The 19,330-nt window shown below is 71.0% G+C and carries 16 protein-coding genes and 1 pseudogene; 8 read left to right on the plus strand and 9 right to left on the minus strand.

Annotation, left to right across the window (positions count from 1 at the left end; translation table 11 throughout):
• The first annotated feature begins 40 nt into the window (after positions 1-40).
• Both ABZT04_RS08585 and ABZT04_RS08590 read left to right on the plus strand, forming a co-directional pair.
• A complete protein-coding gene (locus ABZT04_RS08585) occupies positions 41-1,261 on the plus strand; it encodes a histidine kinase (RefSeq protein WP_356054451.1) in 1,221 nt (406 codons plus the stop codon).
• Positions 1,258-1,923 carry a response regulator transcription factor gene (locus tag ABZT04_RS08590; protein WP_356054453.1) on the plus strand — a complete coding sequence of 222 codons (666 nt, stop codon included), beginning with the start codon at positions 1,258-1,260 and terminating at the stop codon, positions 1,921-1,923. The genes ABZT04_RS08585 and ABZT04_RS08590 overlap by 4 nt, the downstream gene beginning before the upstream one ends.
• Before the next feature lie 41 nt (positions 1,924-1,964).
• Here the strand turns inward: ABZT04_RS08590 and ABZT04_RS08595 are convergent, their stop codons facing one another.
• The gene (locus tag ABZT04_RS08595; protein ID WP_356054456.1) at positions 1,965-2,726 is read right to left on the minus strand and encodes a LysR family substrate-binding domain-containing protein; all 762 of its coding nucleotides are present in this window, start codon (positions 2,724-2,726) and stop codon (positions 1,965-1,967) included.
• A 58-nt stretch (positions 2,727-2,784) separates the two neighbouring features.
• Between ABZT04_RS08595 and ABZT04_RS08600 the strand changes: the two genes are divergently transcribed.
• Positions 2,785-3,168, plus strand: coding sequence for a DUF5997 family protein (locus ABZT04_RS08600; protein WP_356054458.1), 384 nt, complete (start codon positions 2,785-2,787; stop codon positions 3,166-3,168).
• A 282-nt stretch (positions 3,169-3,450) separates the two neighbouring features.
• Here the strand turns inward: ABZT04_RS08600 and ABZT04_RS08605 are convergent.
• Positions 3,451-3,543: pseudogene (locus ABZT04_RS08605) on the minus strand (TetR family transcriptional regulator); the annotation flags it as partial.
• A gap of 17 nt (positions 3,544-3,560) precedes the next feature.
• Positions 3,561-3,956 (minus strand): SgcJ/EcaC family oxidoreductase, encoded by a 396-nt coding sequence (locus tag ABZT04_RS08610; RefSeq protein WP_356054460.1) that lies wholly within the window; start codon positions 3,954-3,956, stop codon positions 3,561-3,563.
• A gap of 114 nt (positions 3,957-4,070) precedes the next feature.
• On the opposite strand from ABZT04_RS08610, the gene ABZT04_RS08615 reads away from it, so the two are divergent.
• Positions 4,071-4,748 (plus strand): nucleoside/nucleotide kinase family protein, encoded by a 678-nt coding sequence (locus tag ABZT04_RS08615; RefSeq protein WP_356054462.1) that lies wholly within the window; start codon positions 4,071-4,073, stop codon positions 4,746-4,748.
• Here ABZT04_RS08615 and ABZT04_RS08620 read toward each other — a convergent pair.
• The 6 genes from ABZT04_RS08620 to ABZT04_RS08645 form a co-directional block, all read right to left on the minus strand.
• Complete coding sequence (locus ABZT04_RS08620) at positions 4,745-6,562, minus strand: hypothetical protein (protein ID WP_356054465.1); 1,818 nt, start codon at positions 6,560-6,562, stop codon at positions 4,745-4,747. The genes ABZT04_RS08615 and ABZT04_RS08620 overlap by 4 nt on opposite strands.
• 51 nt (positions 6,563-6,613) lie before the next feature.
• Entirely contained in the window at positions 6,614-8,332 is a 1,719-nt protein-coding gene (locus ABZT04_RS08625) for a hypothetical protein (protein WP_356054467.1), read from the minus strand.
• Positions 8,333-8,334: 2 nt separating this feature from the next.
• On the minus strand, positions 8,335-9,240 hold the full coding sequence (locus ABZT04_RS08630) for a carbohydrate ABC transporter permease (protein WP_356054470.1): 906 nt from the start codon (positions 9,238-9,240) through the stop codon (positions 8,335-8,337).
• Positions 9,237-10,148 (minus strand): sugar ABC transporter permease, encoded by a 912-nt coding sequence (locus ABZT04_RS08635; protein ID WP_356054472.1) that lies wholly within the window; start codon positions 10,146-10,148, stop codon positions 9,237-9,239. Before ABZT04_RS08635 ends, ABZT04_RS08630 begins: the two co-directional genes overlap by 4 nt.
• Before the next feature lie 117 nt (positions 10,149-10,265).
• Positions 10,266-11,594 (minus strand): extracellular solute-binding protein, encoded by a 1,329-nt coding sequence (locus ABZT04_RS08640; protein ID WP_356054475.1) that lies wholly within the window; start codon positions 11,592-11,594, stop codon positions 10,266-10,268.
• A gap of 277 nt (positions 11,595-11,871) precedes the next feature.
• Positions 11,872-13,005, minus strand: a complete 1,134-nt coding sequence (locus ABZT04_RS08645) for an ROK family protein (RefSeq protein WP_356054477.1) — start codon at positions 13,003-13,005, stop codon at positions 11,872-11,874.
• Between the two features lie 295 nt (positions 13,006-13,300).
• Between ABZT04_RS08645 and ABZT04_RS08650 the strand changes: the two genes are divergently transcribed.
• The 4 genes from ABZT04_RS08650 to ABZT04_RS08665 all read left to right on the plus strand — a co-directional run bounded on the left by ABZT04_RS08650 (position 13,301) and on the right by ABZT04_RS08665 (position 19,151).
• A complete protein-coding gene (locus tag ABZT04_RS08650; protein ID WP_356054480.1) occupies positions 13,301-14,200 on the plus strand; it encodes a BadF/BadG/BcrA/BcrD ATPase family protein in 900 nt (299 codons plus the stop codon).
• 214 nt (positions 14,201-14,414) lie between these two features.
• On the plus strand, positions 14,415-16,343 hold the full coding sequence (locus ABZT04_RS08655; protein ID WP_356054482.1) for a phosphatase PAP2 family protein: 1,929 nt from the start codon (positions 14,415-14,417) through the stop codon (positions 16,341-16,343).
• A 92-nt stretch (positions 16,344-16,435) separates the two neighbouring features.
• Positions 16,436-18,160 carry a phospholipid carrier-dependent glycosyltransferase gene (locus ABZT04_RS08660; protein WP_356054484.1) on the plus strand — a complete coding sequence of 575 codons (1,725 nt, stop codon included), beginning with the start codon at positions 16,436-16,438 and terminating at the stop codon, positions 18,158-18,160.
• A 67-nt stretch (positions 18,161-18,227) separates the two neighbouring features.
• On the plus strand, positions 18,228-19,151 hold the full coding sequence (locus tag ABZT04_RS08665; protein ID WP_356054487.1) for a MurR/RpiR family transcriptional regulator: 924 nt from the start codon (positions 18,228-18,230) through the stop codon (positions 19,149-19,151).
• The last annotated feature ends 179 nt before the right edge of the window (positions 19,152-19,330 follow it).

Here is a 19,330-nt window from a genome sequence, read left to right on the forward strand (position 1 = left end):
CCCGGTACGACCGACCGAAGGGCCCTTTACGGTGGCACGCGTGTCCGTATCCTCCACGCCGGTCTCGGCAGCGACTCACCGTGCCCGGATCCGGTGGCCCTCCGAGCCGATCGCCTGGGTGCTGGCGGGGTTCATCGCCTCCGGGGGACTCCTTCCGGCCTCCGCATCGCGATCCCTGCTGCCCCTGCCGCTCGCTGTCTCCGCCGTCCTGACCTGCGCCACCGGACTCCTGCTGGCCTGGCGGCGCGATCGGCCCACCCTGGTCGCGGCCGTGATCGCCGGAGTTAGCCTGCTGAGCGTCCAGCCCGCTCTGCCGTTCGCGATGTACTCGCTGGCCAGACGCAGGCCCACGACCCCGCTGCGCTACGGCGTCTACGCCACCGCGGTGCTCAGCCAGTTCACCACGGGCTCTCCGGTGACGGGGGCCGTCACGACAGCCCTGTTCGTGGGCGCGCCCGCCTGGCGCGGCACGGTGATCCGGTACCGGCACGCCAGGCTGGAGGAGTTGGCCGAGCGTGCCGAGCAGGCCGAGCGGGAGGCACTGCTGATCGCCCGCCGGGTCCGCGCGGAGGAACGGGCCGCGCTGGCACGCGAGATGCACGACGTGGTGGCGCACGAGGTCAGCCTGATCACGCTGCACGCGGGCGCGCTGAGCGTGGACCCGCAGGAGTCGGAGCGGGCCCGCGAGACCGGCGAGCTGTTGCGGGTCACCGGCAGGCGCGCGCTGGCTCAACTGCGCCAGATCCTCGATGTGTTGCGCGATCCGGCGACCGTCGAGGGTTCCTTCCGGCCCGGCCCGGCGTTGCGGGATCTGCCGCAGTTGCTGGCCGACTCGGCGAGGGCGGGCGTTCCCGTGGACCTGGCGCCGTGGTCCACGCCGGTGACGGAAGTCCGGTCCGGAGCACGGCCGTTGCCGTCGGCGGTGGAGCACACGGTCTACCGGATCGTCCAGGAGGCGCTGACCAACATCCGCAAACACGCACGCGGTGCTCACGCCACGCTGGGGCTGCGGGTGGTCGGCGAGTACCTGGAGTGCGAGGTGACCAACCCGGCGACCGGCCTGCCCGGCGAAGGGGCCGGCGAGGGCGCTGGCATGGGCCTGCGCGGTCTGCGGGAACGGGCCGCGCTCCTCGGCGGCACCCTGGACACCGGGCACCGGGACGGCGTGTTCCGCGTCCGGCTCCGACTGCCCATCGCGCGGCCCGCACCGAACCCGGCGCGGGAGACGATGGGTGAAGTATCCGCCGGGGAGGCTCAGTGATCCGCGTCCTGCTCGCGGACGACGAAGCCCTGGTCCGCACCGGGTTGCGCCTGCTGCTGCAGACCGCCCCCGACATCACGGTGGTCGCCGAGGCCGACGACGGGCGGGCCGCGGTCGAGGCCTGCGCCCGCCTGACCCCTGATGTGGTGTTGCTGGACGTGCAGATGCCCGGCCTGGACGGCGTGGGAGCCGCCAGGGAACTGTCCGCGTTGCCCGTACCGCCACGGATCCTGATGCTGACCACGTTCGACGCCGAGACCTATCTACTGCCGGCGCTCCGAGCCGGTGCCCAGGGCTTCCTGCTCAAGGACGCCGAGCCGGGCCAGGTCCTCGACGCGGTACGGGACACCGCGGCCGGCCTCCACGCCCTCGCCCCCGAGGCACTGAACCACCTGGTGGCCCGGGCGGCCGCCGAGCCGCCGCCGACCGTACCGCCCCGGCTGCCCCCGCTCACACCCCGCGAACGGGAAGTTCTGGCGGCGATAGCGGACGGGCTGAGCAACGCCCAGATCGGTCGGCGGCTGGGCCTGCGCCTGCCGACCGTGAAGGCCCATGTCTCACGGATCATGGAGAAACTCCACTGCGAGAGCCGGGTGCAGGCCGGGCTGCTCGCGATGCGCGCGGGGCTGGGCGGAGAGACGAGTCCGACGGACGAGGTGTGACCTCGCGCTGCGAAGTCGGCCTGGACGGAAGGCCGTTGCTGTCAGCGGCCGCGAGGCTTGCCGCGCTTGGTTCCCTTGGCGCCGCCGGCGGAACCACGCGGGTTCTTGCCGGTCGCCCTTCCGGGGGCGGGCTTGCGGCGGGCCGGGGTTTCGGTGCGCTTGCCCTTCGTCTTCGGCTGGGCGGGCGGCGGGGTACGGCCCCGGGTGCTGTTGACCGTGCGGCCGCGGACGATGCCGATGAAGTCCTCGACGAGGTCGGTGGTCGCGTCCTCGGGCCAGGACAGGACGACGTCCGACCGGGGGGCGTCCAGGACGGTCCGGTAGGTGAGGTCCTTGCGGTGGTGCAGCCGGGCCAGGGACTGGGGGACGTAGAGGATGCCGATGCCCGCCGCCACGAGTTCGACGGCGTCCTCGGTGGTCGCGGGGCGCTCGAACGCGGGCTCCCCCGGCGGCTGTTCCCAGCCGAGGACGTCGTCGAGGGGGTGGAGGACCACCTCGTCGGCGAGTTCGTCCAGGGACACTTCCTCGGCCGCCGTCACGACGTGGTCCTTGGGGGCCACGACGACGGTCGCCTCGGTGTAGAGGGGGATCGCGCTGAGGACCGTACGGTCGACCGGGAGCCGGACGAGTCCTGCGTCGGCCTCGCCGCGCCGCAACACATCGGATGCCTCGGCGGACGGGACCGGCAGGAGGGTCAGGGGGACGTCGGGCAGGCGCTCGTTCCAGATCCGCACCCACTTGGCGGGCGTCACCCCGGGGACGTACGCGAGCCGGAACGTGGGGGATGCTTCCGAGCCTGTCACCCCGCAAGGTTACCCGCCGTGGTCGGAGGTCTCGTACGCGGTCGATACTCTTGACGGTATGAAGTCGCACCAGACCACCCAGACGATGAAGCCCGCCACGGCGGCGAAGAAGCTGGGTGTGTACCTAGAGGCCACCCCCGCCGAGTTCCAGGAGGGTGATGTCTCCCGCGCCGAGCTGAACGAGTTGCAGGCCAATCCGCCCGAGTGGCTGCGCGAGCTGCGCGCCAACGGCCCGCACCCGCGCCCGGTCGTCGCGGCCCGGCTCGGCGTCTCGATCGCCGGTCTGGCCCGGGGCGGGGTCACCGAGCCCCTCACCACCGAGCAGATCGAGGCACTGCGGAAGAACAGCCCGGAGTGGCTGGAGAAGGAGCGCGCCACCCAGGCCGAGGTCCGCAAGGAAGCCGAGCGGATCAAGAACAAGAAGAACGCCGAGCGCGACTGACGGTCGAAGGACGCAGGCGCTCAGCGGGGACGGGGAAGCCCCCGGCCCCGGACCGGGGCCGGCTGATCTGGGCCGGAGATCGGCGAGAGCCGCCAAGGCTCCGGCGGTCGGCTGCCGACCGCGGGCGAACTCGCCGAGCGGTACGGCGAGTTCGGGGCGCGGTTCGCCAGGCGATGGCCCTCCTGCACACCGAGGGGCTGATCGCCTCACGGCGCGAAACCCGACGGATCGTGATCGAGAAGCCCCGCCCGGACGTGCACCAGGCGGAGGGCGTCGTGGCGCCTCGAAGCCGGCACTGTCGGACCGTAGAACTGCGACGAGTCCATGCTGGGTGACCAGGAAGTCGACAAACAGACTGATCCACTCGCGTAGCGCCGGACGGCCGGTCCACGTCAGTCGTGCGGGAACGAGTGGTGTTCGTGCGCGACCAGCCATCGGCCCCGCTCCTTGCGCAGACCGAAGGTGAGCCGGAGTCGGAGGGCGGGGTGTTCGGCGAAGTCCTCGGGGGTGCCGCACCGGAGCAGAGCGTGGGCGTAGGCGACATCCGTCCCGGCCGTGATGTCGAGGGTGTCGATGTCGAAGCAGGCGCCCTGGGCCTGCCAGTCGAAGAACGGCGGCCAGCTCGCGCGGTAGGCGGCGAGGCCGCGGATGCCCGTGTGCGGCGGCGGCACGTCGTACATGACGAGGTCCTCGGCGTGGTCCGCCATCACGCCGTCGAGGTCACCGCGGTGGACGGCCTCGGCCCAGCCGGTGATCAGGGCGCGGATCTGTGTCACGTCGTCGGGCATGGACGGCTCCTGTTCCTGTCCCCCAGTCCATGGTCTCTCTCCGCTGACGACTTCCCGATCTTCGGCGCGTCATCGCCCCGGCCGGGCGTCCGAGACGGATGGCACACTCTCCGTGTGCCGCTGACTTTCGACGACCTCCTCATCCGTGCCACCGCCCTCGCCACCCCCGGCCGACGTGCCCTCCTCGGCATCACCGGCAGCCCGGGCGCGGGCAAGACGACCCTCGCCGAGCACCTGGTCCGCACGTTGAACGGCACCGGGGAGCCCTGGGTCGCGCATGTCCCCATGGACGGCTTCCACCTCGCCGACGTCGAACTGGACCGGCTCGGCCGCCGCGCTCGCAAGGGCGCGCCCGACACCTTCGACGCGGCCGGTTACGCGGCGCTGCTGCGGCGGTTGCGGGAGGAAACGGACGACGTGGTGTACGCGCCGGGATTCGAGCGGGTGCTGGAACAGCCGATCGCGGGTGCGATCCCGGTGGCGCCGACGGCCCGGCTGGTGGTGACGGAGGGCAACTACCTGCTGTTGGAGACGGGCTCATGGGCGCGGGTACGGCCGTGCCTGGACGAGGTGTGGTTCTGCGAGATCGACGAGGCCGAGCGGGTGCGCCGACTCGTCGCCCGGCACGAGGAGTTCGGCAAGGGGCACGAGGAGGCAGTGGCTTGGGTGGCGGGCACGGACCAGCGCAACGCCCGTCTGATCGCCGGTACCCGGGACCGGGCAGACCTGGTCGTTCCGGATGGGGCGCTGCCCGCGCCGTACGACGCGGGCAGTGATCGCTCGCTGAACTAGCAGGCGGTGAGGGCGAGTTCGGGGTCGCCGTGGTTGTCCTCGGGTCCGATGACGGCCGTGAACGCCTCGGTGCGCACGGTCAGATCGCCCTCGAACGACGGCGTGAAGTCACCGCCGGGTCCGTATCGTACGGCGAACACATGCAGGTGCTCCGGTGCGCCCGGCGCCGGTTCGGCCTCGTACGCCGTGGAGGCGACCAGGTGGCGCCAGCCCTCGTCCGGGTTGCCGTAGCCGCGCGGGTCGGCGGCGAGGGCGAACGCGGCCTGTTCCTGGGTGAGTTCGGAGCGGGCGTCGAAGTGGTCGGTGCCCTCGCCGGACGGGTGGGTGAGGCGCAGGGCGCCCGCGGAGGAGACGTCGCCCTCCGCCGTCCTGCGCACCCGGTCGCCGTCGTCGGCCGCGTAGGGCAGCCCGGCGAGCAAGTACGGTGCTCCGTCGAGCCTTTCGACGGCCACCGTCACCCACAGTCGGGTGCCGTCCGTGACATACAGGGAGCGCACGTGCCGCAGGACGTGGTCGCGGCCGACGACCGGCTTGGTGACCAACTTGGCGGTCAGTCCGTCGGCTTGGACGTCCCGGACCCGTACCTCGCCCATCGGACGGCACAGCAGAAAGCCGTCGAGCACCGGGCCGAAGCCGTGCTGGCGGTTCACGGCCGCGGGCAGGTAGTACGTGCCGTCGGCCTCGACCACGGACGGGGTCATCCTGCTGTCGAAGGCCACCGACACGGTGCCGGCGCGGAGTTGATGGCGGGCCGCCTCCGTCGACGGTGTGCGGTGCCAGGGTGTGGTGTCCTGGATCTGCCAGATCAGCATCCAGGCGAAGTGTCCGTCGACCCCGCCGTCCGGCTTGGCCGCGTGCCGGCCCCAGCGGCCGTCGCCCCGGTAGCGGCCGATGTCGGAGCCGATCCGGGCGCCGAAGTAGCGCAGGCCGAGGACCGATTCGAAGCCGGAGTGCTGCTCGCTGTAGCGGGGGCCGCCGTTGTCGAAGCCGCCGCTCGTGAGGCGGGCGTCGATGTAGCGGGCCAGCGCCTCCCCGTCCTCGGCGAAGACGTCCTCACCGCTGACACGGTGGGCCTGGGCGAGGAAGGAGAGGGAGATCGGGCCGTAGTTGTTGTCGTAGGCGCCGCCGTGCTCGGGCGGGAGCAGTGCGCCGCGGTCGCTCACCCGGTGGGCGCGGATCTCCTCGCGGTACACGGCGAGCGCGCGTCGACGCACCGACTCCCCTTCCTCCGGAGGGAGTTGGCGGGCCAGCATCAGGCCGCCGACGACGCAGCCGATGGCCTGGTTGCCCGCTTCCTGAGGGTTGAAGTAGGTCGCCTCGGTGAGCCATTGCCAGTAGCCGCGCGCCGACTCGACCAGTGCGGTGCGCTGTTCGTCGTCGACGAGTCCGTCCGCCGCGTCGAGGATGTTGACCGCCTGGAGCAGCGCCCACACCGTGCTCGGCCAGTCACCGATGGGGTGCGCGCCCGCCTCCAGGACGTAACGGGCGTACGGGAGACCGGAGTTGCGGATCCTCAGGTTCGGGTAGTCGGGATTGTCCTCGGTGTAGACGCGTTCGCGGAGATGGAAGGCGAGGCTGCGGCGCACCGCCTCCGGGAGCCGGGGGTCCTTGCCCCGCTGCCAGGCGAAGGCCAGCAGGGACGTGATCCCCAGCGAGGTGTCCCCGATGTCGTCGTGGCAGTCGGGGTGTTCGAGGTCGCCCTCCGGTGTGATGCGTCGCAGGGCCTGTTCGACGACGTCGGCGAGGACGGCGTCGTAGGCCTCCTGGGTGTCCGGGAGGTCGTGCAGCGGACCGCGCTGGTGGAGGAGGTGCACGGGTGGGTCAGCCCTTCATGCCAGAGGTGGCCACGGCGTCGGTCGTCGGGGTCAGAGGACGGATGCGGGACGGCGGGCGCGCAGTGCGACGGTCAGTGTCTGCGGGCCCTGTCCACCGAGGTAGACGCGGTTCCCGGTTGTCGCGTCGGTGCCGCCGGCCACCGTGTAGTCCTGGCCCGGGTCGTACCGTAGTACGTCGCTCCGGTCCGGTCCGGCGAGTGGTTCGCCCGCCTCGACGGTGGCCTCGACCCGGATCTCGTCGTCGCCGACGCGGTAGGTCATCGGCTCGGTCGTCAGGCACCAGCGGCCGTCGCCGAGCGGTACGGCGCCCTCCGGCTCGCCGCCCGGCCGGAAGGTGAGTTCGAGGGACCAGGGCACCCGCGGTCCGCTGATGTCGATGCGCAGGTCGGCGCCGTCGTCCCGCAGGTCCACGTCGACGCGGGTCGTGTGCGAGACCTCGTCCCGGGGGCGGTCCGGGAAGGCCATCGAGGCCGAGAAGCGTCCGTCGTCCGTAAGCCGGTAGGCGCCGTCGTCCTGCCGTCGGTCCGGCGGGAGCGGCTGGTAGTAGGCGGCCGTGAGCGTTTCGGTGAGGCGGTAGCGGGTGTCGGCGAGCTGCTGCATGTCGGCGGCGCGGAACGGTCCCAGGTCGAAGAATCCCCGCGAGAGCCGGACCGCGTCGAGGACGGCGTCGCCCGCGAACAGGCGCAGGAAGGTGGGATTGCAGGCGAGGCCCGAGCGGATGCGCCGGTGCTCGGGCACGTCGGAGCCGCCGTACAGGACGCTGTGCGCGGTGGCCGAGGCATGCGAGGCGAGGCGTGCCGTGGTGAAGTACCGGTCGCGGGGCAGGAGTTCCGGCGCGGGTGCCGGCAGCGGGCGGCACAGGTCCGGGGTGAGGAGGGTCTCGGCGAGCAGGTCGGGGTCGTCGACGCCGCCGGCGGCCGCCAGTTGTGCGGCCCGGCTGAAGTCGCCCCGGCCGGTGCGGATCGCGAGCAGCCGGTAGTGCGGCAAGTAGGGCGCCAGCGGGAACGGGTGCTTCTGGTCCTGCCGTCGGGAGTGGACGGTCTCCACCGTGCCGTCCGGCCGGATGAGGTCCAGGGTCGCGGTGAGGTTGCGTTCGACGGCGTCCCGCAGGTCGGTGCGGCCCAGGACGTCGGCCAGCAGGAGCAGTGACGGGTTGGACACGTGGGACGCGTAGACGGCGCTCCGTTCCGAGTACAGGCCCTCCGCGTCGATGTCGACGCCCTCGGCGAGCCACTGCTCGATGCGGTCGAGCAGTCGGTCGTCAGGGAAGGAGCGGTGCAGCCGGGCCAGTGCCGCGCTCAACTCCCAGCGGTGGTTGGGGGTGTGCACCCCGCCGGTCAGGAGACCGTCGGAGGCGGCGCCCGCGATCTCGGCGAGCGCGGCGGTGACGTCGTGCAGTTCCGGGCCCGCGCCGGCGGCGAGGAAGTGCGCGTCGCACACGTCGTTGACGGTGAATCCGGAGTCCGGCGGCGACTGCACGTTGTCGCCGCCGGCGAAGAGGCCGGTGGCGGTCTGCGTGGACCGCAGGGCGCGGAGTTGGGCCATCGCGGCGGCGACGGCCTGCTCGCTGCCGTGCAGTGCCGAGTCCGGGGAGCGGTAGGCCGCGACCAGAGTCCGCACCCGGCGGGCCAGAACGCGGTGGGTGACACCTGCGAGTTCCTCGTCGCGACCGGCCGCCAGCGCGGCGGCAGGCCGGTCGGCGGCACGGGCCGCAGCGCGCACGAACTCGTGGTCGAGCGGGATGGGCAAGGTCAGTCCTTCAGTCCGGCGTTGATGTCGGCGCTCATGACGTACCGCTGGAAGACCAGGAAGATCACGATCAGCGGGATCATGGAGATGACCGAAGCGCCCAGCAGGACCGACCAGTTGATGTTCTGCGCGCCGACGATGCTCTGGATGCCGATCTGCACGGTGAACTTGTTCGGGTCGTTGAGCATCAGCAGCGGCCAGATGTAGTCGTTCCACCGCCACTGGAAGGACAGGATGGCGAGGGTCAGCATGATGGGCCGGGAGAGCGGCACCATGATCCGCAGGAAGATGGCCAGTTCGCGGGCGCCGTCGATGCGGGCGGCCTCGACGAGTTCGTCGGGGACCGTCAGGAAGAACTGGCGGAACATGAAGCAGCCGGTGGCGGTGAGCACGGCCGGGAGGATGATGCCACTGAAGGAGTTGTAGAGGCCGAGGTTGCGGACCACCAGGAACTCGGGGGCGAGCATGACCTCGGACGGCAGCATCGTGGTGGCCAGGATGCAGATGAAGAACGCCTTGAGCCATTTGTTGTCGTACTTGGCCAGCGCGTACCCGGTGCAGCAACTGGCCGCCACCGTGAGGATCGTCGTGATCACGCACACGAGGGTCGTGTTGATGAAGTACTGGGAGAAGTTGGCGCTGCGCCACGCCGTCATGTAGCCGGACAGGGTGGGATTGTGCGGAATCAGCGTCAGCGGATACGAGAACAGGTCCCCGGCCGGCTTGAGGGAGCTGAGAATGAACCACAGCACCGGCAGGCCGTAGAGGCAGGCCAGGACCCAGAGCAGTGTCGTGGCGGACACCGCCCGCCGGAGGCCGCCGCTGGCGGCGCCGCGGGGCCGCTTCTTGGAGACAGTTCGTCCGGGGGCGGGGTCGACCGGGCGGCGTGGCGTGTCTGTGGTTGTCATCGGTTCTCCACCCGCCGGTTGACGATCAGTTGGACGATCGCGACGGCCATCAGGATGAGCATGAGCACGAACGACGCGGCGCTCGCGTAGCCGATCTGGCCCCGTTGGAAGCCGGTTTGGTAGATGTACTGGACCAGCAGGTTGTTCGAGGTGCCGGGTCCGCCGTTGTTGAGGGAGACGAACAGCGGGTACTCCTTCATCGCGTTGATCGTGTTGAGCAGGATCACGATGAACGAGGTGGGCGCGATGCTCGGCAGCGTGATGCTGATGAACTGGCGCCAGGGGCCGGCGCCGTCGAGCGAGGCCGCCTCGTAGTACGACACCGGCACGTTCCTGATCGCCGCGATGAACAGCAGCATCGAGAAGCCGGTCCAGGCCCAGGACGCCGCCATCACCACCACGAGCAGCGACAGGTCCGCGTTCGACTGCCACGGCACGGCGTGGCCGCCGAGCTTCTCGATGATGTAGTTGACGAGTCCGAAGTTCTCGCCGAACAGCCAGCGCCACAGGACACCCACGACGATGGGCGACAGCAGCCACGGGATGAAGAAGAGGACGCGGGCGACCGACGCGCCCTTGGCGTGCTTGCTCACCACCACGTTGGCGACGAGCAGCGAGAGCACGAAGTTCAGCGGGACGAAGAGCACCGTGTACAGCAGCGTCCGCAGCAGCGCGTCGTAGAAGGTCGAGTCCCCGAGCAGGCTGTGGTAGTTGTCCAGTCCGATGAACTGGAACGCCCCCACACCGGTGTAGTTCGTGAAGGAGTAGACGAGCCCGATCACCGCCGGCCAGACGAAGAACAGCGCGAAGAGCACGACGTTCGCGGCGATGAGGACGAGCGGCGCGAGGGTGTAGGTGCTGCGTCGCTTGGGCGGGCTCCCGGACACGTCCGAGGCGCGTTTAGTCATCTTCCTGACTCCGTGCTGGGGGAATGGATTGCTGTGGGCTCACGCCATGAGCCCGGCATCGGGCGGGCGTCCAGGGCCGGGCGGCGGTGTGTCGGCTCCGCCGCCCGGCCCTGTGGCCTACGATCCGCCGCCGACCTGCTGGTTGTAGCCGGCCACGATGTTCTCCAGGGCCTTGTCGGACGACTGCTGCCCGTTGACCGCCTTGCCGATCTCCGTCTTGGTCGGGTCGGTGGTGAGGCTCTTGCCCTTCAGCACCCACTTCGTCTGCGCGCCGTTGAAGTAGCTGGAGATCGGGGCGTACTGCGGGATCTCCTCGTTGTACAGCTTGAACGCCGCCTGTGCCGCCGTGGAGGTGAACGGGTACTTCGGGCTCAGTCCGCTCTCGACGGGCAGGAACCCGGACGCCGCGCACAGCTCGGTGTAGTGGGCCGGCTCGTAGACCCAGGACAGGAACTTCTTCGCGGCGGTGGACGCGGCGCCGTTGTTGTTGAAGCCCACCATCATGCCGCCGCTGTTGACGTCACTGGCCTGCACGGGCTGGGCCGGGGTCGGGACGCTCGCCCAGTCGAACTTCTTGATGCTGTCCGAGAAGGCGGCGACCTGCCACACGCCGGACCAGTAGGCGACCACGTCACCGCTCTGGAACAGGGCCGACGGGTCGGCGCCGCTGGTCCACACCGACTTCGGCATGACCTTGTCGTCGTTGAGCCCGACGAAGTACTTCACGGCCTTCTTGGTCGCCGCGTCCACCGAGAACTTGCCGGAGGAGTCCGCGTGGACGTACTGCCCGCCCATCTCGTACACCATGGCGCGCAGCCGGGAGGGCGACTGGTCGAAGGTCAGGGAGTACTTGGCGCCGGTCTTCTCGCGGACCTTGTTGGCCGCCGCGATGAACTCGGTCCAGGTCCAGGTGTTCGAGGGCGAGGTCGGGACGGCGACGCCGGCCTTCTCGAACAGCGACTTGTTGATGAACAGGCCGGAGGCGGTGACGTCCGAGGGGATGGACAGCACCTTCCCGGACGAGTCCTTGGCGAGGAAGTTGGCGTTGATCTTGTTGCTCTTGTTGTTGGCGATGGAGCTGAGGTCGATCAGCTTGCTCGACCAGATCGGGTCAAGGGCCGGCACGTCCGCCACGTCGGGCAGGGAGTTGGCCTGCGCGGCGTTGTGCAGCTTCGTCGGGTAGCCGTCGTAGGGGATGTTGACGAGCTTGACGTTGACTCCGGTCTCCTTCTTGTACTGCGAGACCAGCTTCTTCCAGCCCGCGTCCTGTCCCGGAACGGTGGAGATCCAGAACGTCAGCGACTTGGAGGTACCGCCCGAGCTGGACCCCGACCCGCAGGCGGAGAGCAGCAGGGCACCTGCCGATGCCGCGGCAGCGAGGGGAACCAGGCGGCGCATGCCGCCGCGGCCGAGCCGGCGAGAGCGCCGCACACCCACATTGGTCATCTTTGATCCCTTGTTTCGTCGTAGGAGACGGAGCACGGCGCCGACGTAGGCGGCACTGGTGCAGTTTGCAAGAAAGGTCGCTTTCCGGGGGCACGGCCTCGCCCGGCCGCGTCGCCTTGAACGGGTGGGATCCCCGGCCATGAAGGCCGTCGCCGCACAAGCACGCCCTCGTGCGGCTGCCGTACCTCGTGTACGGCTGGGTCGCTCACCCTGAGTCGGTGTCCCGACCGACTTAGAAAGCGCTTGTCCGGACATTGGCAGACCGAGTCGGAGGCCGTCAATGCTTCACCCCCGGGGCATCGGTCACGGTTTGGACTCCTCGGGCCACCGCGAGCCGGGCGGCGCCCACCACGGTGCCGAGATCACCGACCGTGCTGCTGACCACCTCGGTGGGCCAGCTCAGCCGCTCCAGTTCGGTCCGCACCCCGGGCAGGAGCTGCGGGTCCGCGCCGGTGCTGCCGCCCAGCACGATCAGGCCCGGATCGAGGACGGCGGTCACGGCCGCGGCCAGTCGGCCCACGTCGACGGCGTGCCGGCCCACGAGGGCGCGGGCGGTGGCCTGTCCCTCACCGGCGAGGGCGAAGAGGCGCTCGGCGGTGCCGGGACACGGCCCGTCCGCGTCCCGCCAGGCCTCGGCGGTCCGGCGCAGCAGTGAGCGGGCGCCGATGTACTCCTCCAGGGCCTCCTGGCGCGGGTCGGCGTGGTCGTCCCAGGGGTAGGGCAGCCGGGCCAGCTCTCCCGCCGCGCCGTTCGCGCCCCGCAGCACCTGGCCGCCGACGACGATGCCGAGGCCGATACCGACGCCGATCCGCAGATAGCCGAAGGTGTGGCGGTCGCGGGCGGCACCCTCGTGCAGCTCGGCGAGCGCGGCGCAGTTGACGTTGTTCTCCAGATGGACGGGCACACCGGGCGGCAGGGCGACCGCCATCGCGTCGAAGACCGGCCCCGCCTTGGCGGTCGCGGGCCGCATGCCGGTGCCCTCCCGGTCGCGCGCCGTGACATCACCCACGGCGACGACCACGGTGCGCAGCGGGGTGCCCGGGGGCAGCGCGTCCAGGGCCTCGCGCACGGCGTCGGCGGCGTTCGCACGGGAGCCGGTCGCCTCGGCCAGCAGGGTGCCGTCGAGGGCGCAGCCGCGCACCCGGGTCAGGGCGGGGCCGAGATCGACGGCGAGTACGGCGCCGGCCGCCGGGCCGAGCCGGTAGACGGCGGCGTTGCGGCCCGTGCCGCCGGAGGCGGTCCCGGAGTGGGCGGCGAGCCCGACGCTCTCCAGTTCCACGACGGCGGAGGACACCGTCGGCTTGGACAGCCGGGCCAGGGTGGCGAGCTGCGGCCGGGTCGCGCTGCCGGCTCTGGCCAGCACCTCGAACACCGCGCTCGCGCTCTCGGTCAGCCGAGACGCCCGCGTCACGACATGTTCCACACTTCCCCCAGTTCACAGGCCGCGCTTCCGCAGGGTGTCCACGGCAGGCGGCGATGGGATGTCCTGGCGTCACGCGGGCCCGGACAGTGGTTCCCGTTGCTCGATACGCGATGCCTCTTGACGCACTGTACTTCGTTAGTTAACTTCCTAACGAACGTCACGGTACTCGCCTGCCGTGGTCCGTCAGAAGCCCGTCCCGAGGCTTCCCTAGTGCGTCAACTTCCGTCCTTCCGGACTCGGTTCGCCCACCGTCGCAGCACCGCGCAACGACGAAAGAGGTTCCGTGCAGGACTTCACGCCCCTCGTGGTCGGCATCGACGTGGGTGGCACCAAGACACATCTGCGCGCCTGCGCTGGCGCGGATGTCGTCGCCGACCACATCCGTGCCAGCGGCGGCTGGCGGCCGCACGACCCCGCGACCGCCGCCGACTGGCTGACCGCGCTGGTCCGTGACGCCCTGCCGGTGGGCACCCGCCCGTCCGCGCTCGCCGTGGGCGGGCACGCCTGCGAGACGCCCCGCCAGTGCGCCGAGATCCGGGCCGCGCTGGAAGAACGTCTCGCCGTGCCCGCACTCGTCGTGGGCGACGCCGAACTGCTCGTCCCCGCGGCCGGGTTGGAAAAGGGCGTCGGCCTGGTGGCCGGCACCGGTTCCGTCGCGGTGGGCCTGCTCGCCGACGGCGGCCGGCTCCAAGTGGGCGGCTGGGGCGCCGTACTCGGCGACGAGGGCGGCGCCGCCGGTCTCGTCCGCGAGGCGGCTCGCGCCGCCTGGGCCGCACACGACCGGGGCGAGGCTCCGGACCCGCTCGCCCTGGGACTGGTCGAGGCCTTCGCGGTGGCCGAAGTGCCCGCACTCGGCGCCGCGTTGGAAAGCGCTTCCGACGTCTCCGCCGAATGGGGGCGCCACGCGCGCGTGGTCTTCGCCGCGGCCGACGCTGGCTCGCTCGTCGCCCGCGAGGTGATAGCCGAGGCAGGCCGTTCCCTGGCCGCACTGGTCGTCCGGCTCGCCGAACGCGGCGTCCCCGTCGACGACGTGGTGGTCGCGGGCGGAACCGTCCTCGCCCAGCCCCGCCTGTACGAAGCCCTCACCGCCGCGCTCGCCGAGCGGGTGCCGCAGGCCCGGGCGCGGCCCATCCAAGTACCGCCCGTCGAGGGCGCGGTGGCGCTGGCACGTTCGATCCTGTGAAGCGCGGGCCCCCGTTCACCCGGGGGCCATGTCATGGACGCCGAACGCGTGCCAACGGGACACTGCCCGCCGTAAATCTTCGCACGTACGCACCAACCGACGTATGCGCTTTCATACGTCCCACGCGCATCTCGCACCACAGCCGATCGCACGACCCTCCCGGTCGCACGACCTCCCCGGTCCCGCGGCCGTAGAACTCAAGAGAGGCACCTCCATGCCGTCACCCGCCGGGCAGCGCACCAACGCCGGTCGACTCGCCGTGAACAGACGTGGTTTCCTCAAGACCTCGCTCGGCGCCTCCGCCGGTGTGGTCGCCGCACCCACGCTGGTCACCTGGCTGACCGCCGCGGACGCCAAGGCCGCCACAGCTCCCCTCGCGTTCGTCGACGACTACAAGACGAACGTCATAGCGAACCTGACGCCCGAGACCAACGCCGTGGTCCGGGTCCTCGGCGGCATGGCCCAGGTGTGGAAGACCGGGGCGGCCTGGAACACGGGCACCGCGCTGCGCCCCGAGATCCTGCGCGCCAACATGCGGTACTGCATCGACCTCACCACCCACCGCACCGAGGCGCAGGCCAAGGAGGCGTTCCTCTACGACCGGCAGCACCAGAGCTACGCGATGATCGCGGGCCTGGGCCCGCTGGCCGACCTCTACAAGTCGGGTGCCCTGGCGGTCACTTCGATCACCAGCGCGCCCGACGGCACACCCGCCACGAAGATCGACGACGCCGTACCCGCCGACGCCCCCGCCGGTTCCGCGCTCGGCGCCGGCTCGCACACCTCCGCACTCGGCAAGGTGGCGGAACTGGTCGACACGGTGCGCGGCAACTACGCGTCGGGCAACCCCTCCAAGTACGCCTACCAGTACCCGCGTCCGTGGCGCATGAACGAGAAGAGCGAGGTCGTCGACACCGGCAAGGTCGACGCGCTCGGCTTCCCGGTCTACGACTCGAAGGTGATCGTCGCCCCGCAGCTCCTGCGCCAGCGCAGCGCATCGCCGGTGGACGACGGCGGCTTCCCCAGCGGCCACACGAACGCCTTCCACCTGGCGGGCCTGGCCTACGCGTACGCCGTACCGGAGCGCTTCCAGGAGCTGGTGACCCGCACCCTCGAACTGAGCCACACCCGGATCATGGCCGGCATGCACTCCACGGTCGACGTCATCGGCGGCCGCATCATGGCCACCGCCCTCGCCGCCGCCACGCTCGCCGACCCCGCCAACGCGGACCTCAAGGCGGCGGCGCGCGCCCAGGCGCTCGCCTACTTCGAGGCGAAGACCGGCACGACGGCGGACACCCTGTACGCGTACGCGCACTCGGCGACCACCGCGACCGACCCGTACGCGGACCGGAGCGCCAACGCCCGCGTCGTGAAGCCCAAGTTCACCTATGTGCTGACCCGCAGCGGCCGCGACAAGGCGCTGACCGTGCCCAAGGGCGCGGAGGTGCTGCTGGAGACCCGGCTGCCGTACCTCGACGCGGACCAGCGCCGCGAGGTGCTGCGCACCACCGCGCTGCCCTCCGGCTACATCCTGCTCGACGGCTTCGAGCAGTGGGGCCGCCTCAACCTCTTCGCGGCGGCCGACGGTTACGGCTCCTTCGACTCCGATGTCACCGTCGCCCTCGACGCGGCGGCCGGGGGCTTCGGCGCGGCCGACGCCTGGCGCAACGACATCGACGGCTGCGGCGGCCTGACCAAGCAGGGCACCGGAACGCTCACGCTGACCGGCCACAACGCGTACACCGGCGGGACCGCCCTCAAGGCCGGTGCGCTGGTCGCCGGTTCGGCGCACGCGCTCGGCCACGGTGACGTGAGTGTGCTCGGCGGCACGCTGCGGATCTCCGAGTCCGTGCAGATCCACGGCGCCTACGCCCAGCAGTCCGCCGCGCTGGAGGTCACGCTGCGCTCGGGCCACCAGCCCGCCGTCGAGGTCACGCGACGCGCGACGCTCGGCAGGGGCAGCACGCTGTCGATCCGGTTCGACGCCGAGCACCCGCCGGCCGCGGGCTCCACGGTGCGGGTCCTGGGCGCGGCCTCGCTGCGCGGCCAGTTCGACAGCATCAAGGTGAACTCGGACAAGCTGCGGGCCGTACCGGTGTATACGGCGGAAGGTCTGTCGGTACGACTCCTGAAGCGGTGACGCCCCTGGTGGCGGGAGCGATGCGACAGTAGGGCCATGACCCGGCTCCGGATCGCTCCCGCCACCGAGCGGCCGGCCTCACCGCAGGGCGGATGATGGCGCGCGAACAGCACTCGGTCCTCGACCCCGGCACGCTCGGCGACGGCAGCGGGGAACCGCTGCCGCGCGCCACGGAGAGCCGGTCGGCACGCCTCCGCGCCGGGTTGCGGCGCCGCAGGCGGTGGCTGTCGCCCCTCCTGGTGGTGCTGCTCCTCGGGCAGATGGCCGCCGTGATGATCACGACCGCCGTCCAGCAGACACCGACCATCGACGAGCCGGTGTACGTGGCCACCGCCACGGTCTATCTGCACGAGCACAGCCTCGACTACAACCCCGAGCATCCGCCCCTCGGGAAGCTGGCGATCGCCGCCGGGATCGCCCTCGCCGACCCGCACTTCGACGCCGCCTACAAAGGCGACCAGGGTCAGTTGGGCCGCCATCTGCTGTACGAGTCGGGCAACGACCCCTGGCGGCTGATGTTCTGGGCCCGGCTGCCGGTGATCGTGCTGACGCTGCTGTTCGGGCTGGTCGTGTTCGCCTTCGCCCGTGAACTCGTGGGCGCGGCAAGAGGGTTGGTGGCCCTCACCCTGTACGCGTTCTCGCCCGATGTCATCGCGCACGGCTCGCTCGCCACGCTCGACGTGCCGGAGGCCGGCTTTCTGCTGACGTCGGTGTGGCTGCTGTGGCGGGCCAGACGACGGCCCCTCCTGTACCTGCCGCTCGCCGGGGTCGCGCTCGGCGCCGCTGTGGCGACGAAGATGGCCGCCCTCCCCGCCGTACCCGTGCTGATGCTCCTCGCCGTGGTGTCGGTGTGGTCCGCCCGCCGCCCGGCCGACCGCGACGCCCGGCTCCGGACGCTGGCGTACGGGGCCGCGAGCGCAGGCGTGTTGGCCCTGGTGAGCGTCGCCGTCGTCTGGGCGTCGTATCTCGCCGTCGATCCGCGGCTGCGGTTCACGCCCACCGAACCGGTGCCCGCCATCCACGGGTTGCGCGGACACCTGGTCCAACTCCTGCCGTTCCCAAGGGCGTTCCTCGACGGGATGCGCATCCAGTTCGGCATGGAGGACTACCCGTGGCAGGGCTTCCTGTTCGGGCACCTCTACACCGGGTCCCACTGGTACTACCTCCCCGCGGCACTCCTGGTGAAGACACCCCTCGGCATGCTCGCGCTGTGGACCGCGGGTGCCGTGGCGGTCGTGGCGGTACGGCGGTTGCGGCCGGCGGCGCCGTATCTGCTCGTCCCCACCGCCGTACTGCTCGCCTCGGCGATGGACGGCTCGCGGGACTTCGGCACGCGCTACGCGATCTTCGTGCCGATGTTCCTGGCGGTGGCGGCCGCCTGTGTGCCGGCGCTGCGGTGGCGGTGGGCCGCGCTGTCCACGGGGCTGCTGGTGGGGTTCGTCGCGGTCAGTTCGCTGCGGACGTTCCCCTTCTATCTGCCGTACTCCAACGAGGCGTTCGGCGGTCCCTCGAAGACCTATCTGCGGCTGCACGACTCCAATGTGGACTGGGGCCAGGACCTGGGCCGCCTCGCCGACCGGCTGCGCGAGCGCTATGCGGGCGAGCGGATCTGGCTCGTCTACAAGGGCAGTGGTGTGCCGTCGTACTACGGCATCGAGTCGTCCGACCCACGCAAGGCGGGGAAGGGCGAGGTGCACGGGCTGCTGGTCGTCTCGGACACCGCGATCGACAAAGCGCAGGGAGAACTGGCCGAGTTGATCGACAGCAGTCGCCCCATCGATCAGGTCGGTCATTCGATCACGATCTACCGTCGCTGATCACTCTCTGCCCACAACGCTCTGTGAGCTATGTTTTGTGGCTGTGGGAGACAAAGGAGGCGCATCGGTGCCATCGCCGCAGCAGGCACGCGCCCAGGCGTTCGCGATCACCTCGGGAAAGACCGACCCGGAAGTCGGGGCTGCGCCGACTTCCCAGCTCAGGGAACTGTTCGACGGGCCACGGCTGTCGCCGGGGCAGCGGCGCATCGCCCAGTACCTGATCGAGCACATCACCGAGGCCGCGTTCCTCTCCATCACCGATCTCGCGGAGCGCGTGGGCGTGAGCCAGCCCTCGGTGACCCGGTTCGCCGCGGCGGTCGGCTTCAGCGGTTACCCGGCGCTACGGGAGCGGCTGCAGGCGATCGCACTGAGCACCCTCGCGGGCGGCCCGGCGGCGGCCGAGGTGAACCGCAGCAACGAACTGCAGGCCGCGGTCGACGCCGAGATCGAGAACCTGGAGAACCTGCGCCGGGACTTCGCCGACCCCGACCGCCTGATCGGCATCGGGCGCGAGTTGTCGGCGTCCACCCCGCTGACCGTCCTCGGGCTGCGCATCTCCGTCTCGCTGGCCGAGTACTTCGCGTACGCCGCACGCCGTATCCACCCCGATGTACGGCTGGTGACCCGGGGCGGCAGCGTGGCGTACGACGCGATCCTCCAGTCGCGCGAGGCGGGCGGCACCTGGCTGCTGGCGTTCGACATGCCCAGGCACGCCCACGAGACGCTCACCGCGCTCCGCGTGGCACGCAGCGCCGGTCTCAAGGTGGCCCTGGTGACCGACCTGGCGCTCGGCGCGCTCGCCGACGAGGCCGACGTCACCTTCGCCATCGGCACCGGCTCCCGCCTGGTCTTCGACTCGTACGCGGCTCCCGGTGTGATGGCCTCCGCCCTGCTCCAGGCCATGACGGACGCCGATCCGGAGCGCACTCAGGCCCGGCTGGAGGACTACGAGCAGATCGCCGAGCAGCACCAGTTCTTCATGCGGGACTGACCCGCCCCTCCCCCACCGAACACCTTCAGACGGGGACATTTCCGCCTATTTCGCGCATGAATGTTTTCATACGCCTTGCAAAGCGGACGGCATATATAAATACTGCTCACGGATCGCACCCGGCCAACTCCGGGCACGTTCCGCACCCGTGAGCCCAGCGCTCGCACCAGCCCCGAGAA

The organism is Streptomyces sp. NPDC005492 (genome assembly GCF_040605995.1).
GTDB lineage: Bacteria > Actinomycetota > Actinomycetes > Streptomycetales > Streptomycetaceae > Streptomyces.

Coding starts and splice junctions, on each gene's coding strand:
- ABZT04_RS08640 (WP_356054475.1), bottom strand. CDS start 11,594: ATGACCAATGTGGGTGTGCGGCGCTCTCGCCGGCTCGGCCGCGGCGGC.
- ABZT04_RS08655 (WP_356054482.1), top strand. CDS start 14,415: ATGCCGTCACCCGCCGGGCAGCGCACCAACGCCGGTCGACTCGCCGTG.
- ABZT04_RS08635 (WP_356054472.1), bottom strand. CDS start 10,148: ATGACTAAACGCGCCTCGGACGTGTCCGGGAGCCCGCCCAAGCGACGC.
- ABZT04_RS08610 (WP_356054460.1), bottom strand. CDS start 3,956: ATGCCCGACGACGTGACACAGATCCGCGCCCTGATCACCGGCTGGGCC.
- ABZT04_RS08600 (WP_356054458.1), top strand. CDS start 2,785: ATGAAGTCGCACCAGACCACCCAGACGATGAAGCCCGCCACGGCGGCG.
- ABZT04_RS08630 (WP_356054470.1), bottom strand. CDS start 9,240: ATGACAACCACAGACACGCCACGCCGCCCGGTCGACCCCGCCCCCGGA.
- ABZT04_RS08660 (WP_356054484.1), top strand. CDS start 16,436: ATGATGGCGCGCGAACAGCACTCGGTCCTCGACCCCGGCACGCTCGGC.